The 14281-nt window shown below is 63.1% G+C and carries 14 protein-coding genes; 8 read left to right on the top strand and 6 right to left on the bottom strand.

The genetic code is table 11. The features are described from left to right. Positions 1-3: 3 nt before the first annotated feature. Together ctaA and ACGYLO_RS17080 are read right to left on the bottom strand one after the other, a co-directional pair. Positions 4-1149 carry a heme A synthase gene (ctaA, locus tag ACGYLO_RS17085; protein ID WP_271687360.1) on the bottom strand — a complete coding sequence of 382 codons (1146 nt, stop codon included), beginning with the start codon at positions 1147-1149 and terminating at the stop codon, positions 4-6. Between the two features lie 263 nt (positions 1150-1412). After that, positions 1413-2177 carry an RNA methyltransferase gene (locus tag ACGYLO_RS17080; RefSeq protein ID WP_271687361.1) on the bottom strand — a complete coding sequence of 255 codons (765 nt, stop codon included), beginning with the start codon at positions 2175-2177 and terminating at the stop codon, positions 1413-1415. 122 nt (positions 2178-2299) lie between these two features. Between ACGYLO_RS17080 and ACGYLO_RS17075 the strand changes: the two genes are divergently transcribed. Further along, entirely contained in the window at positions 2300-2923 is a 624-nt protein-coding gene (locus ACGYLO_RS17075) for a thiamine phosphate synthase (protein ID WP_067262045.1), read from the top strand. Between the two features lie 40 nt (positions 2924-2963). On the opposite strand, the gene ACGYLO_RS17070 is transcribed toward ACGYLO_RS17075, so the two are convergent. Further along, positions 2964-4109, bottom strand: coding sequence for a HupE/UreJ family protein (locus ACGYLO_RS17070; RefSeq protein ID WP_271687362.1), 1146 nt, complete (start codon positions 4107-4109; stop codon positions 2964-2966). On the opposite strand from ACGYLO_RS17070, the gene ACGYLO_RS17065 reads away from it, so the two are divergent. The 4 genes from ACGYLO_RS17065 to ACGYLO_RS17050 all read left to right on the top strand — a co-directional run bounded on the left by ACGYLO_RS17065 (position 4093) and on the right by ACGYLO_RS17050 (position 7628). Next, positions 4093-4935, top strand: a complete 843-nt coding sequence (locus tag ACGYLO_RS17065) for a DUF4198 domain-containing protein (RefSeq protein ID WP_276154321.1) — start codon at positions 4093-4095, stop codon at positions 4933-4935. The two genes, ACGYLO_RS17070 and ACGYLO_RS17065, sit on opposite strands and share 17 nt — an antisense overlap. Before the next feature lie 42 nt (positions 4936-4977). Continuing rightward, positions 4978-5862, top strand: coding sequence for a PfkB family carbohydrate kinase (locus tag ACGYLO_RS17060; RefSeq protein ID WP_271687365.1), 885 nt, complete (start codon positions 4978-4980; stop codon positions 5860-5862). After that, positions 5859-6791 (top strand): pseudouridine-5'-phosphate glycosidase, encoded by a 933-nt coding sequence (locus ACGYLO_RS17055; RefSeq protein WP_271687366.1) that lies wholly within the window; start codon positions 5859-5861, stop codon positions 6789-6791. The genes ACGYLO_RS17060 and ACGYLO_RS17055 overlap by 4 nt, the downstream gene beginning before the upstream one ends. Before the next feature lie 84 nt (positions 6792-6875). Continuing rightward, positions 6876-7628, top strand: coding sequence for a DUF502 domain-containing protein (locus ACGYLO_RS17050; protein WP_067262054.1), 753 nt, complete (start codon positions 6876-6878; stop codon positions 7626-7628). Here the strand turns inward: ACGYLO_RS17050 and ACGYLO_RS17045 are convergent. Then, complete coding sequence (locus tag ACGYLO_RS17045) at positions 7608-8642, bottom strand: patatin-like phospholipase family protein (RefSeq protein ID WP_271687367.1); 1035 nt, start codon at positions 8640-8642, stop codon at positions 7608-7610. The genes ACGYLO_RS17050 and ACGYLO_RS17045 overlap by 21 nt on opposite strands. Positions 8643-8647: 5 nt before the next feature. Further along, on the bottom strand, positions 8648-9433 hold the full coding sequence (locus ACGYLO_RS17040) for a 3-hydroxybutyrate dehydrogenase (protein WP_271687368.1): 786 nt from the start codon (positions 9431-9433) through the stop codon (positions 8648-8650). 394 nt (positions 9434-9827) lie between these two features. Here ACGYLO_RS17040 and ACGYLO_RS17035 point away from each other — a divergent pair, with 394 nt between their 5' ends. Continuing rightward, positions 9828-11558 carry an extracellular solute-binding protein gene (locus tag ACGYLO_RS17035; RefSeq protein ID WP_271687369.1) on the top strand — a complete coding sequence of 577 codons (1731 nt, stop codon included), beginning with the start codon at positions 9828-9830 and terminating at the stop codon, positions 11556-11558. On the opposite strand, the gene ACGYLO_RS17030 is transcribed toward ACGYLO_RS17035, so the two are convergent. After that, positions 11547-12170, bottom strand: coding sequence for a helix-turn-helix domain-containing protein (locus tag ACGYLO_RS17030; protein WP_067262060.1), 624 nt, complete (start codon positions 12168-12170; stop codon positions 11547-11549). The two genes, ACGYLO_RS17035 and ACGYLO_RS17030, sit on opposite strands and share 12 nt — an antisense overlap. 102 nt (positions 12171-12272) lie before the next feature. Between ACGYLO_RS17030 and ACGYLO_RS17025 the strand changes: the two genes are divergently transcribed. Then, a complete protein-coding gene (locus tag ACGYLO_RS17025; protein ID WP_271687370.1) occupies positions 12273-12917 on the top strand; it encodes a DsbA family oxidoreductase in 645 nt (214 codons plus the stop codon). Between the two features lie 148 nt (positions 12918-13065). Next, positions 13066-14271, top strand: coding sequence for a multidrug effflux MFS transporter (locus ACGYLO_RS17020; RefSeq protein WP_271689975.1), 1206 nt, complete (start codon positions 13066-13068; stop codon positions 14269-14271). Positions 14272-14281: the final 10 nt, after the last annotated feature.

Genomic DNA, 14281 nt, shown 5'->3' with positions numbered 1-14281 from the left:
GTCTCAGCCTCTCAGCGATGTGGCGACGGGATAGGCCGCGAGGAAGCGCGCGCGCAGGATCAGCACCCAAAGCAGCACGGCCAGCGCCTGATGCGCGAGCGCCAGATGCACAGGCGCGGCATAGAGCACGGTGGTGATGCCCAGAACCACTTGCAAAGACAGCGCCGCCATCACGGCGTTGAAAGCAAAGCGCGTGCGGGCATGGGCCGAGCGGCGACCGCGCAGCCAGACGACCACCCCGAAAGCGAAAAGCAGATAGCCCGCCATCCGGTGCATGAACTGCACCAACCCCGGGTTCTCAAAGAAATTCCGCCATGTCGGCGTGATGTCGAATGCCTCGGGCGGGAAGAACTGCCCCTGCATCAGCGGCCAGTCGACAAAATAGCGACCCGCGTCAATCCCTGCGACCAAGGCGCCCAGCAGGATCTGCAGTGCGGCGAAGTGCAACAGACCTGTTGCCATGCCAAATTGCTTGGCCTCCTTGGCGCGACGGGCCTGAATCAGGTCGCGTTCGCTGCGGCCGAGCAAGAGCACATACCAAGTGATGAAACCAAGGATGACAAAGGCCAGCCCCAGATGCGTCGCCAAACGGTAGGAGGCCACATCCGTCACCCCCTGCCCGCTGGTCACGCCCGAAGCGACCATCCACCAGCCAATCGCCCCCTGCGCGCCGCCCAATGCGCCGATAAAGAGCAGCCGTTTGGTCCAGCCCACAGGGATTTGCCGGCGCAGGAGGAAGTAGAGAAACCCCAAAACCCAGACGAGGCCGATCACCCGGCCAAGCTGCCGATGCCCCCATTCCCACCAGTAAATGCTTTTGAAATCAGAGAGTTCCATCCAAGAGTTCTGGACCTGAAACTCGTCGATCTGCTTGTATTTCTCGAATTCAGACTGCCAGTCGGCCTCGTTCATCGGCGGCAAGGCACCGGTCACCGGGCGCCATTCCGTGATGCTGAGGCCGGAGTCAGTGAGCCGCGTGAGCCCGCCCACGGCGATCATGACAAAGACCAGCGCAAAGAGGATCATCAGCCAGACCCGGATCGGCCCGCGCGCGCCGCCCCGGCCCTTGTCGATCGTGCCGGTCTGCACCGGGGCACGGCTGGGTTGGTCAGTCCCGACCTCTTCGAACAGTTTGCGTTTCTCCGCCATGGCGCGCCTCTTTTTCCGTTTGGATAGAGTGGTATGACATGGGCAGAGAAAGGTCTAGCGGGGTGGGTTATGTTGCCGCATGCGCCGCCAACCCCGGCCCGGAATCAAGCCGAAGGCGCCGGGCCATCGCCTGCCCGCCCCACGGGGAGGCGATTTAGCAAGGACAAGCGCGACACTGCGGCAAAGTATTGATGCTGCACCATAAAGTGGCAGAAAAACCTTCAGGATCGCCACCCCACGGGCAGCCGATGGCCCTCAGTCCCTCAGCCCTTCTCCTTCCAGCGGACCATTTGCCGCAGGATGCCATGCAACATCTGCACATCCGCCCGCGTCAGCGGCATCCGCGACCACATGTTGCGAAGGTTGAGCTTCATCGAGGCGACCTTATGCTCGGGGAAGAAGAACCCGGCCTCGGTCAACTGCTCCTCATAATGCCGCGCCAAATGGTCAACCTCGGCGCCCTTGGCCCAATCGGTGCCCGCCATCTCGACGACCTCATGGGTCACCTCGCCCTGCGCCCGCATCCATTCGTAAGACATCAACAGCACGCATTGCGCGAGATTGAGAGAGGCGAACTTTGGGTTCACCGGGACCGAGACGATGGCATTGGCCTGCGCGATATCATCATTCTCAAGCCCTGCCCGCTCGGGCCCGAACAGCACCGCAACCCGTTGACCCGAAGCGATCTTTTCCGCCGCTAACCGCATCGCGGCTTCGGGGCTGTAGACCGGTTTGGTCAGGTCTCGGCTGCGTGCCGTGGTGGCAAAGGTGAAATCGCAATCGCCAAGCGCTTCGGGCAGATCGGCGCAATGCTGTGCCTCGTCCAACAGCCGCCCCGCCCCCGAGGCCATGGCCACGGCGGATTGGCTCGGCCAGCCGTCGCGCGGGGCCACGACCCGCATGTGATCGAGGCCAAAATTCCACATCGCGCGCGCCGCGGCGCCGATGTTCTCGCCCATCTGGGGGCGGACAAGCACGATGGCCGGGATCGGCGCGGGCTGAACGGGGGAGGAGGATGTCTCTGTCATGCGCGCCTCATAGCCCCTGCGCCTGCGCACCGCAAGAAAGCCCGCGCGACACACGCATATCCGTTTTCTTTTGCAACGCCCTGCGCTAGTCAGGCTCCCAGACCCGATTAAGGACAGTGACCATGGACGCGCCAGAACAGCCGCAGATTTACCTTATCACCCCGCCCGAAGTTGAGCTGAGCCAATTCCCCGCGCAACTCGCCGCCGTGCTCGACGCCCATCCGGTCGCCTGTGTGCGCATGGCGCTTTCGACCCGGGATGAAGACCGCCTTGCCCGCGCCGGTGACGCGCTGCGCGAAGTGACCCATGCGCGCGACGTGGCCTTGGTGATCTCGGATCATCTGCTGCTGGTCGAAAAGCTCGGCCTTGACGGGGTGCACCTTAGCGATGCGGCCCGCACCGTGCGCCATGCCCGCAAAGAACTGGGCGAAGATGCCATAGTCGGCGCCTTTTGCGGCACATCGCGGCATGAGGGGATGGCGGCAGGCGAAGCCGGGGCAGACTACATCAGCTTTGGCCCGACCCAAGCCAGCGCGCTTGGCGATGGAAGCTTTGCCGAGGCCGATCTGTTTCAGTGGTGGTCCGAAGTCATCGAAGTGCCCGTCGTCGCCGAAGGCGCGCTTGACATCAACATGATCCGCGACCTCGCCCCCCGGACCGATTTTTTCGGCATCGGGACCGAGATTTGGGACAAGGACGATCCGGTGGCCGAACTCGCCACCTTGATCGCTGCCATGCAGGGCTAAGCGGCCCTTGGGGCAGCCCGGTTAAGGGCTGCCCGCTCGCTTACAAAAACACCCGTTCGATGAACCAATAGGCCCCGACCGCCGCGATGACGCAGGAGGCGGGGACAGCGATGGCCCGGCGGTACCAGTCGCGATTCATCGCCCAGCCGACCAGTACGAAGGCGATGGCGATTACTGCCAGCTGCCCCAGTTCCACCCCGATATTGAAGCCGATAAGCGCCGGCACGAATTGCCCCGCAGGCAGGCCGAAATCCCCCAGCACCGAGGCGAAGCCAAGCCCGTGCAACAGCCCAAAGCCAAAGATCACCAAAGGCCGCCAGCGGTTCAGGGCGGAGTGAAAGATATTCTCGACCGCGACATAGGTGATCGAAGCGGCGATCAGCGGCTCGACGATGGCCCCCGGCACGTTAACCCAGCCCAAAGCGCCAAGCGCCAGCGTGACCGTATGGGCCAGCGTGAAGGCGGTGACCTGCCAGATCAAAGGCCGCAGTCGGGTCGACAGAAAGAACAGGCCCAAGACGAATAGAATGTGATCCAACCCTTTGGGCAGGATGTGGTCGAACCCAACCGGGATGTAGCTGACGAAAGCCTGCCAGCCGCTTTCGGCATCACCGCCCCCAAGTGCGATTTCGGGGCTGGTCTCACCGCCCGACAGATAGCCGGTATAGGGCGCCTCCACCCCTTGCTGGCGCAGCACCAGTGCGCCCGCGCCATCCGGCCATGTCACCTGTACCTCTTCGGCGCCTGCAGGCACTGCGCCCTCCAGTCGCCATTGACTGTCGCGCGGCAGTTCGGCGTCGATCCCTTCGGGCACCTCGAGTGTCACACTCTCCAACGGCACGGCGGCGCCATCGACGCTGAGTAGCGGCAGGCTGTTCCAGTTGGGCAAAAGCTCGGGCGCGCGGGCGACGATGCGCGCGGCGGGCAGGCTGCGCAGCGCATCGTAATCACCCGCATTCTCGGCATTGTCGGTGTCTTCGACGGTGTCGAGGTCGATACCCGCCAAGAGCGCTTCGAGGTTGATCTCAAGTGCCAACACCGCGCGCCCTTCGGCGACGGTCAGATCCGCGATGGTGGGTTTGACCTCATGCGCCTGTGCACCAGCGCCTGCCGAAAGCAGTACCGCGCTTGACAACAGCCACAGCAACGCCAGCTTGGATCTTAACAAAATGAAAGTTCGCTTCATGAAACTATCCCAGTTGTCCGCTATTATTTTCAGTATCTTATCGGCAGCGCCTGCCTTTGCACATGAATACTGGCTGTCGCCGGTGAACTATCAAGTGGAAAGCGGTGAAAAGATCGCGGCGCATTTTCGCAATGGTGAGGAATTTACCGGCGCGGCCTTTCCCTATCTGCCCAACCGGCTCACGCGTTTCGAGGTCAAAATCGGCGGGAAAGAGGTCCCGCTATCGCCGCGCGCGGGCGACAGCCCTGCCCTGAGCCTCCCCGCGCCCGAGGGTGACGCGCTGGTCGTGGCGGTGGCCGAAACGACGCCCTCCAAAGTCACCTATGAGGACTTTGACAAATTCCTCCGTTTCGCCAAGCATAAGGATTTCCCCAAGGCCGAAAGCGATCACCGCGCGAACGGCTGGTCGACCGAGAAGGTCGTCGAGAGCTACACCCGCCACGTCAAAACCCTGATCGCCCTCGGCGCGGGCGCAGGGCAGGATGCGCCCAACGGCATGGCGACGGAGTTCGTGGCGCTGACGAATCCCTATGCCGCAGATTTCGCAGGTAAGATGAAGGTGGCCCTCCTCTATCAGGGCACCCCTCGCGCCAACGCGCAAATCGAAGTGTTCGACCGCGCTCCAGATGACAGCGTGACCATCACCCTTCACCGCACCGATGCGGCAGGCGAAGCACTAGTTCCGGTCACGGCGGGGCATGAATACCTCTTTGACGCGGTGGTGCTGCGCGCGGCAGCAGAGGCGCAAGCGAGCGCGGGCTACGACCCCGATCAACCGGTCTGGGAAACGCTCTGGGCGACGCTGACATTCGCGGTGCCACAATAACGCCGCTTGCGCGTGGGGAGATTTGGCGGCTAGAAGCGCCGCATGACCAAGACAGCTGACATCCTTTGCATCGGCTCCGTCCTTTGGGACGTGATCGGCCGTTCTGAAAACGCCATGCGCCAAGGCTCTGACATGCCGGGGCGGATCACCCGCCTGCCCGGCGGCGTGGCCCTGAACATCGGCATGGCGCTGGCGCGCTTTGGGCTAACGCCGGCGCTGCTTTCCGCCGTGGGGCGCGATGCCGAAGGAGATGAGTTGATCGCCGCCTGCGCCCTGCGCGGGCTGATCACCGATCACGTCTACCGCTCGGACGATCTGCCGACCGACCGTTACATGGCCGTCGAAGGGTCCAACGGGTTGATCGCCGCGATTGCCGATGCCCATTCGCTGGAGGCTGCGGGCGACAAGATCCTGCGCCCGCTGGAGGATGGCAGCCTGCCCAGCCCCTACGAAGGGGCCGTGGCGCTTGATGGCAACCTGACCGTCGAACTGCTGGCCCGCATGGCGCAAAGCCCGCTGTTGGCAAAGGCCGACCTGCGCGTCGCGCCCGCCTCTCCCGGCAAGGCGCTGCGGCTGACGCCCTTCCTCAAAGCGGGACGCGGCACGCTTTATGTGAACCTCGAAGAGGCCGGGCTACTTTGCCAGTCGAGTTTTGACGATTCCCCCACCGCCGCCCGCGCCCTACTGGCCCGTGGCGCACGCCGCGCCGTGGTGACCGACGGCGGCAACCCCGCCACCGTGGGCCAAGGCGACGAGATCATCACCCTCACCCCGCCGCAGGTGCATGTCGCCCGGGTCACGGGTGCAGGCGATACATTCATGGCGGCCCATGTGGCCGCTGAACTTGGCGGTGCCGTTGCGCAAACCGCTCTCAAAGCAGCACTTGATGCCGCCGCCCTTTACGTTTCCGGAGAGACCAAGATATGACCACCGCCACATCCGCCCTGCCCCTGACCTTCAGCGCCGAGGTGGCCAAGGCCCGCGAAAACGCCGCGCCAATCGTGGCCTTGGAAAGCACCATCATCACCCATGGCATGCCCTATCCGCAAAACCTCGAAGTGGCGCGGCAGGTCGAACAGGACATCCGCGACGCAGGGGCCGTTCCCGCCACCATCGCCGTGATCCGCGGCGCGCTGCACATCGGTCTGGACGATGACCAACTGAGCGATTTGGCCCAAGCCAAGGACGTGGCCAAACTGTCGCGCGCCGATATGGCCGTCTGCATCGCCTCGGGCGGGACAGGTGCAACCACCGTCGCCGCCACCATGATCGCCGCCAATCTAGCGGGCATCGAAGTCTTCGCCACCGGCGGCATCGGCGGCGTGCATAAGGGCGCGGAAGACAGCTTTGACATCTCCGCCGACCTCATGGAACTGGCCCAAACCCCCGTCACCGTCATCGCGGCGGGCGCCAAGGCGATCCTCGACGTGCCGAAGACGCTGGAAGTGCTGGAAACCCAAGGCGTGCCGGTCATCACCGTGGGCCAAGACAGCTTCCCCGCCTTCTGGAGCGCAGGCTCGGACCTGCAATCGCCGCTGCGCCTCGATGATGCCGCTGCCCTTGCCAAAGCCCACCGCACCCGCGCCGCCATGGGCCTGCCCGGCGGCCAATTGGTGGCCAATCCGATCCCCACGGCGGAGGAAATCCCCGCCGCCGAACTGGCCCCGATCATCGCGCAGGCCCAGTCTGAGGCCGATGCCCAAGGCGTCCACGGCAAGGGCGTGACCCCCTTCTTGCTGCAACGCATCTTTGAGCTGACCGAGGGCCGTTCGCTCACCGCCAATATCGCACTGGTGCGCAACAATGCCCGGCTGGGGGCCAAGATCGCCGCAAACCTCGTCAACCTGCCGCGTTAAAGGCGAAAAACACCGCGGAGCCATTGCCGGGCCGGGGCATACGCCTTAGCTATATTGCGATTAACTCTTCGGAAAACGGCGCAGATGAACACACCTTTTGATCCCGACCCAACGCAGGTTCGGCGCAGCCTTGTCGCAAGGCTGCGCGCGTCTTTCCTGACCGGTCTGGTCGTGATTGCGCCTGTCGGGCTGACCATCTGGCTGATCTGGAGCGTGGTCGGCTGGATCGACGGTTTCGTGCTGCCGCTGGTGCCCAAAGCCTACCATCCCGACCGGCTGCTCCAAGATTTCTTGGGGCTCGACCCGTCGATGCAGTTCAACGTGCGCGGCCTTGGGGTGGTGATCTTTCTGATCTTCACCGTCATGGTAGGCTGGGCCGCGAAAGGGCTGATCGGCCGTTCGATGATCCGCTTCGCCGAAAGTCTGGTGGAACGCACCCCCGTCGTGCGGACGATCTATTCCGGCATCAAACAGATTTCCGAGACGATCTTCGCCCAGTCCGAGCGGAGCTTTGAGACCGCCTGCCTGATCGAATACCCCCGGCGCGGGATCTGGGCGCTTGGCTTCATCTCGACAGAGGCGAAGGGAGAGGTCTTGGCCCGCACCAACGCGGGCGGCGAGATGCTCTCGGTCTTTCTGCCGACCACGCCGAACCCAACCTCGGGCTTCTTGCTGTTCCTGCCGCGGGAGGATGTGATCGAACTCGACATGAGCGTCGAAGACGCGGCGAAGCTGGTGATCTCTGCCGGGCTGGTCTATCCGCCGCGCCCCGGTGCTGATCTGCCCGAGGCGCTGGCGCTGTCGGACCCTGAAAACTCAGCCGAACATCGCGGGTAGATCAACGCTGCTGCGCTGATTCAGATCGTCGAAGTGCTCCTCTAGAAACCAATCCGCCGCCGCCACGCCTGCCTCATGCAGCGCCCGGATCACCGCCGGGTTGGGCATCAGTTTCGTTGCCACCGACAGCTGAGCCATCAGCGCGTCATCGGCGATCATATGCATGTGCACCCGCTTCATCCGCCCTTCCGGCAGGGTGCCATCCGCAATCAGCCGCTGAACGAAGTCAATCGCCCGCATCTCGCGCAAGAGGCTGGAATTAAAGCTGATCTCATTGATGCGGTTCTGGATTTGCTGCGGCGTGACCGGCAGGTCTTCGCGGTCGAGCGGGTTGATGTTCACCACCACGATATCTTCGGGCAGGTCATCGCGGAACAGCGGAAACAGCGCCGGGTTGCCGGTATAACCCCCGTCCCAAAACGCCTCGCGCTGGCCGGTCTGGGCATCGTCAATCTCAACCGCCTTAAAGATCGTCGGCAGGCAGGCCGAGGCGAGCAATGCATCAGGCCCGATCTCATCCCCCTCAAACACCCGGATCTTACCGTTGCGGACCCGTGTGGCGCAGACGAAAAAGAACGGCGGCTTATGCGCGCCCACTTTGCCATAGTCGAACCGCGCCACGACATCTTCAAGCGGATTGCGATAGAACGGGCCGTAAGCATAGGGCGACACGACCCGCGTGAGGGAATCCGAGATTGCCATGGGTAGCGAATATTCCATCGCCTGACTGAGCTTGTCCAAACCGAAAGGCGCCAGCCAATGGGACAGCCGCAGGTCCGAAATGCCAGAGACCTGCGCCCAAAGCCAATCGAGATTTTCCCGCGCGGCCTCGCGACCGCCCGAGATCATCCCCGATTTCAGCGCCGCCCCGTTCAGCGCCCCCGCCGAGGTGCCCGAGATCCCGCAGATATCCAGATCGTCCCGCTGCAACAGCCGGTCGAGCACCCCCCAAGTGAAAGCGCCATGGGCGCCGCCACCTTGGAGGGCGAGGTTGATGCGTTTCTTGACCGCCACGGCGCTTACAACGCCGTCCAGCCGCCATCGACACTAATCGTCGTGCCGGTGATCTGCGCCGCTGCATCCGAGCATAGGAAAGTAGCCGTGCCGCCCATCTGCTCAACAGTGGCGAATTCGCGCGACGGCTGCCGGGTGAGCATGACCTGTTCGATCACCTCTTCGCGGCTCATGTCGTATTCCTTCATCGTGTCGGGGATCTGCTTCTCAACGATCGGGGTCAGCACATAGCCGGGGCAAATCGCGTTGCAGGTGATCGGGTCTTTCGCCGTCTCTAGCGCTGTGGTCTTGCTGAGGCCGACGATCCCATGTTTCGCGGCGATATAGGCGGATTTATAGGGCGATGCGGTCAGACCATGGGCCGAGGCGATGTTGATCACACGACCCCAGCCCGCTTTGCGCATCATCGGCAAAGCCTCGGCGGTGGTGTGAAAGGCCGACGACAGGTTGATCGCGATGATCGCGTCCCATTTCTCGGCCGGAAACTCAGGGATTGGCGCGACATGCTGGATGCCAGCGTTGTTCACCAGAATGTCACAGACCCCGGCTTCGGCAATCAAACGCCGACACTCCGCCCCCTTGGACATGTCAGCCTTGATGTAGCGGGCCGTTACGTTGCATGTCTGCGCAATCTCCTGCGCCAGCGCATGATCCGCCTCGTCATCGGTAAAAGAGTTCAACACGATATCGGCCCCGGCCCGCGCCAATTCCCAGGCGATGCCCAGTCCGATTCCAGAGTTCGATCCCGTGATGACGGCTGTCTTGCCGGACAGGTCGATGGTGAAAGCCATGGCGCGTCTCCTTGTTCATGCTGCGCCTGCATCATGTACTGCGCGCGCGCCAAAGGGAAAGGGTTTGCGCGAAGGAGCTTAAGGGTCGGTGAAAATTGGCCAAAAAAAAACGCCCGCGCGAGGCGGGCGTAAGTTATTGAGGCAGGTTTCATACAGGCAAGAAACCTATCGAGCAGTGACCTCTGTATACGCCTTTCACGCTCACAATCCAAGCTAAAAGTTTGATAAGGCGAGAATCCGCGGGTATGGAATAACTCCAACAAAATAAGGGCAGATCGTGATTGTTTCAAAAATGAGCTGGGAATTTTTCTCGAAAGCACGGGGCGTTGCGGCCCTTTCTTCACTGATTCTGCTCTCGGGGGCGTCATGGGCTGCCCCGCAACATGGAATCGCCATGTATGGCGAACCTGCTCTGCCGACCGATTTTGACGCCCTTCCATATGTGAACCCCGAAGCCCCCAAGGGGGGTGAAATCGTTCTGGGCAATACCGGGGGATTCGACAGCCTCAACCCCTTCGTCCGCAAGGGCACCGCGCCTTGGCAGTTGCCGCATTTCACCCATGAGACCTTGATGGGGAGGTCCTGGGATGAACCCTTCGCGCTTTACGGCCTGCTGGCCGAGACGATCGAAGTGCCCGAAGACCGCGCGTGGGTGGAATTCACCCTGCGCGAGGAAGCGCGGTTTTCCGACGGCACGCCGGTCACGGTCGAGGATGTGATCTTTTCCTTCGATCTGCTCGGCACCGAAGGCCACCCCCGCTACCACGGGCTGCGCCAACAGATCGACAGTATCGAACAGACCGGCCCGCGCAGCCTGCGCATGACTTTCAACAGCGTCAATCGCGAGCTTGCCCTGCTCGCCGGAATGCGCCCCATCCTCAGCAAGGCGCAATGGGAGGGGCAGGACTTCGCCAATGCGCCTTTGTCCGAAATCCCATTGGGCAGCGGGCCCTACACCATCACCGACTATCAGGCGGGCCGTCATGTCACACTGACGCGCAACCCCGATTACTGGGGTGCGGACGTACCCTTTCGCCAAGGCACGCATAACTACGATGAGGTAAAGATCGACTTTTACGGCGATGCCAATGTGCTCTTCGAAGCCTTCAAGGCCGGTCAGATCTCAGCCGTGCGCGAATTCAACGCCGAGACTTGGGCCACGCAATACGACTTCCCCGCGATCACCCGCGGCGAGGTAATGAAATCGACCTTCCCGCATAGCAAACCTTCGGGCATGACCGGTTTTGTCATGAACGCCCGCCGCGCGCCTTTCGACGATTGGCGGGTGCGCGACGCGCTGATCTCGGCCTTCAATTTCGAGTATATTAACGAGACGCTTACCGGCGGCACCCTGCCCCGGATCACCTCTTATTTCTCGAACTCCGACCTTGCCATGCGCGACGGTCCGGCGTCAGGGCGGGTTTTCGATCTGCTGGCCGATTACGCCGACACGCTGCCGCCCGGCACGGTGGATGGCTATCGGCTGCCGGTGGGTGACGGCTCTGCCCGCAACCGCGCGGGCATCCGCGCCGCGATGCAGCAGCTGAATGCCGCAGGCTATGAGGCCGAAGGCGGCGTCATGCGCCGGGGCGACGGCACGCCGCTGACCTTTACCATTCTGCTGTCCAAGGGGAGCCGTGAAAACCTAGCGATTGCAGAGCTTTACACGCAGGCCCTCAAGCGGCTTGGCATCACCGCCGAGATCGAAACCGTGGATGATGCGCAATTCGTTGCACGGCAGAACAGCTATGATTTCGACATGACGACCTTCCGCCGCGCCCTATCGCTCAGCCCCGGCACGGAGCAGCGTTTCTACTGGGGGTCGGAGGCCGCCGATTTGCCCGGCACACGCAACCTCATGGGCGTGCGCTCTCCGGCGGTGGATGCGATGATCGACAGGATGTTGCAGGCCCGCGAAACGGCGGATTTCGTCGCCGCCACCCGTGCGCTCGACCGTATCCTCACCGCAGGGCGCTATGTCATCCCCTTTTGGCAATTCGACGAAGGGCTGATCGCCCATGACGCGCGCATGGCCTACCCTGATACGATCCCGCTTTACGGCGATGGGCCGAACTTCATGCCCGAGGTCTGGTGGTGGCAACCGGCGGAGGGGTCAGACCAGTGAGGTCACCCAGAGGATCGTCGCATCCTCATCGCTGAGCGAGACAACGTTATGTCCCATGGTGGCGTCGTAATAGGCGCTATCGCCGCGGCGCATGTCGACGGGTTCGTAAAACTCGGTGAAAAGCCGCACCATGCCGGTCAGCACATAGAGGAACTCCTCCCCGTCGTGGCGCACCCAGCCGTCGAACTCCTCCATCCGGCGGGCGCGGATGCGGGCGCGGTAGGGCAGCATCTGCTTCTTGCGCAACGCGTCGGCCAGTAGGACATGCTCATAGGTGCCGGTGGCCTTGGGCGCGCCTTCCTCGGCGCGGGTCACGGCCATGCGACCGGTGATCTTCTCCCCCGCGGGCGGGGTGAAAAGCTGCGGCACGGTGATCTCTAGCCCCACGGCGAGCTTCTTCAGCGCGTCATAGGTGGGCGACATCAGCCCGTTCTCGATCTTGCTCAAGGTCGAGCGCGCCAGCCCCGCCTGCCGCGCGGCCTGTTCCAGCGTCCAATTACGCGCCTTGCGCAGCTCGCGCACCCTTGCGCCAAGGTCGACCGGCGGGGCGGTCTCGCTCGCGCCGCTTTCGCGGGCGATCTGGATCAGGGAACGGGGCGGCGTATCTGTCATGGACTTGCTATAGCCGCGCCCCGGGGCGCTTGCAACGCTGCCCGCTTGTGATACCGGCCCCGGCCCGCTATGCCCATTGCGCAGCAATAGATGGGGCGCATCATGGCCGAAGCGATCAAACTCGATATCATGTCAGACCCGATCTGCCCGTGGTGCTATATCGGCAAGGCGCATCTGGACCGCGCTTTGCAAGACCATCCCGACCACCCCTTTGCCATCGAATGGCACCCGTTCCAGCTCAACCCCGACATGCCGCGCGAAGGCATGGACCGGCGCAGCTATCTTGAACGTAAGTTCGGCGGCAAGGAAGGCGCCGTGCGCGCCTATGCACCGGTTGTGGAACATGCCGAGAAGGCCGGGCTGAATATCAACTTCGAGGCCATGCAGCGCACGCCTAACACGCTGGACGCGCACCGTCTGATCCATTGGGCCGGGATCGAAGGCCGCCAGACCGCCGCCGTCTCTGCCCTTTTCAAAGCCTATTTCGTCGATGCCCGCGACATTGGTGACGACGAAGTGCTGGCCGATATCGCCGACAGTATCGAGATGGACGCCGCCGTGGTCACCCGCCTGCTGAAATCCGATGTCGACGCGCAGGACATCCGCGACCGCGATGCCCATAGCCGCAAGATGGGCGTGAACTCGGTGCCGACCTTCATCGTTGCCAACACCCATGCCGTCCCCGGGGCGCAGCCGCCCGAGCTATGGGCGCAGGTCATTGCCGATCTGACCAATCAGCAGGGCTAAACAGGGCGGCAATCATTGCCAAGTTAAGCGTTCTCGACTATCGAGAGCGCAACCACAAGTTATTCCCTGAATCCTGCCCAAACGGATCCGTCGTTCGGGACAATCGCCGGAGTGCGCCTTCGTGACCACCGAAAAACCAGAATTCTCCATGGGGCGGATCGAATTCGTCGGCCTTATCGCGATGATGATCGCCACCATCGCCTTTTCCATCGACGCGATGCTGCCCGCCCTGCCCGAGATCGCGGCGGAACTCTCGCCCGAGATGGCCCACCGCGCCCCGCTGATCCTGACAGCCTTCGTGCTGGGCATGGGGCTGGGCACATTCTTTAGCGGCGCGCTGTCGGATGCATTCGGCCGCCGCAATGTGGTCTTCGGCGGGGCGGCGCTCTATTGTCTTTCGGCCTTTGTCGCTTGGATGAGCAACTCTCTCGAAGTCATGCTCGTAGCACGCATCTTCCAGGGGCTTGGCGCTTCTGGCCCGCGTGTGGTCGCCGTGGCGATCATTCGTGACCTCTATGCGGGGCGCGAGATGGCGCGGATCATGTCGGTGGTGATGATGGTCTTCGCGCTGGTGCCCGCCTTGGCCCCGATGCTGGGCGCGGGCATCATCCTGACGGCGGGCTGGCGCGCGATTTTCATCGCCTTCATGGCCTTCTCGCTCATCTCGGTCATCTGGATGGCCCTGCGTCTGCCCGAAACCCTCGCCCCCGAAGACCGCCGCCCGTTGCGGGCGCGGCTGATCATTGGCGCGGTGCGCGAGTTGGTGGGCCACCCCACGGTGCGCCTGTCGATCCTCGTGCAGTCGCTTGCCATGGCGATGCTCTTTTCGATGCTGATGCTGGTCCAGCCGATCTATGACACCGTCTATGGCCGGGCCGAAAGTTTCCCACTGTGGTTCGGCGGCATCGCCGTGGTGGCGGCCAGCGCCAGCCTGATCAACGCGCTGCTGGTCGTGCGCTACGGCATGCGGCGGCTGGTGACCATCGCCTTGGGCGTGCAAATCCTGCTGTCGGGAGCCATGTATTTCCTAAACCTCGGCGCCCTGCCCGACCCTTACGGCTTCGCCGCATTCGTGTTCTTCCAGACCTGCCTGTTCTTCCAAGCGGGGCTGACATTGGGCAACCTCAACGCCATCGCGATGGAGCCGATGGGCCATATCGCAGGCATGGCGGCTTCGGTCGTGGGGGCGATCTCCACCGTGCTGGCGGCGCTGATCGCCTCCCCCGTGGGGTTGATGTTCGACGGCACGACCAAGCCGCTGGCGCTGGCCATGCTGCTGATGGCAATCGCAGCCTATGCGCTGATGCTCTACATGGGGCGGGTGGAGAACCGGCAGCCGGCGGCGGCGGAATAACCGCCGCCGT

Source organism: Sulfitobacter sp. 1A13353, assembly GCF_043557255.1.
Taxonomy (GTDB): domain Bacteria; phylum Pseudomonadota; class Alphaproteobacteria; order Rhodobacterales; family Rhodobacteraceae; genus Sulfitobacter; species Sulfitobacter faviae.
This window is presented reverse-complemented; position numbering and strand designations above follow the sequence as displayed.

Coding starts and splice junctions, on each gene's coding strand:
- ctaA (WP_271687360.1), bottom strand. CDS start 1,149: ATGGCGGAGAAACGCAAACTGTTCGAAGAGGTCGGGACTGACCAACCC.
- ACGYLO_RS17080 (WP_271687361.1), bottom strand. CDS start 2,177: ATGACAGAGACATCCTCCTCCCCCGTTCAGCCCGCGCCGATCCCGGCC.
- ACGYLO_RS17075 (WP_067262045.1), top strand. CDS start 2,300: ATGGACGCGCCAGAACAGCCGCAGATTTACCTTATCACCCCGCCCGAA.
- ACGYLO_RS17065 (WP_276154321.1), top strand. CDS start 4,093: ATGAAAGTTCGCTTCATGAAACTATCCCAGTTGTCCGCTATTATTTTC.
- ACGYLO_RS17070 (WP_271687362.1), bottom strand. CDS start 4,109: ATGAAGCGAACTTTCATTTTGTTAAGATCCAAGCTGGCGTTGCTGTGG.
- ACGYLO_RS17060 (WP_271687365.1), top strand. CDS start 4,978: ATGACCAAGACAGCTGACATCCTTTGCATCGGCTCCGTCCTTTGGGAC.
- ACGYLO_RS17055 (WP_271687366.1), top strand. CDS start 5,859: ATGACCACCGCCACATCCGCCCTGCCCCTGACCTTCAGCGCCGAGGTG.
- ACGYLO_RS17050 (WP_067262054.1), top strand. CDS start 6,876: ATGAACACACCTTTTGATCCCGACCCAACGCAGGTTCGGCGCAGCCTT.
- ACGYLO_RS17040 (WP_271687368.1), bottom strand. CDS start 9,433: ATGGCTTTCACCATCGACCTGTCCGGCAAGACAGCCGTCATCACGGGA.
- ACGYLO_RS17035 (WP_271687369.1), top strand. CDS start 9,828: ATGTATGGCGAACCTGCTCTGCCGACCGATTTTGACGCCCTTCCATAT.
- ACGYLO_RS17030 (WP_067262060.1), bottom strand. CDS start 12,170: ATGACAGATACGCCGCCCCGTTCCCTGATCCAGATCGCCCGCGAAAGC.
- ACGYLO_RS17025 (WP_271687370.1), top strand. CDS start 12,273: ATGGCCGAAGCGATCAAACTCGATATCATGTCAGACCCGATCTGCCCG.
- ACGYLO_RS17020 (WP_271689975.1), top strand. CDS start 13,066: ATGGGGCGGATCGAATTCGTCGGCCTTATCGCGATGATGATCGCCACC.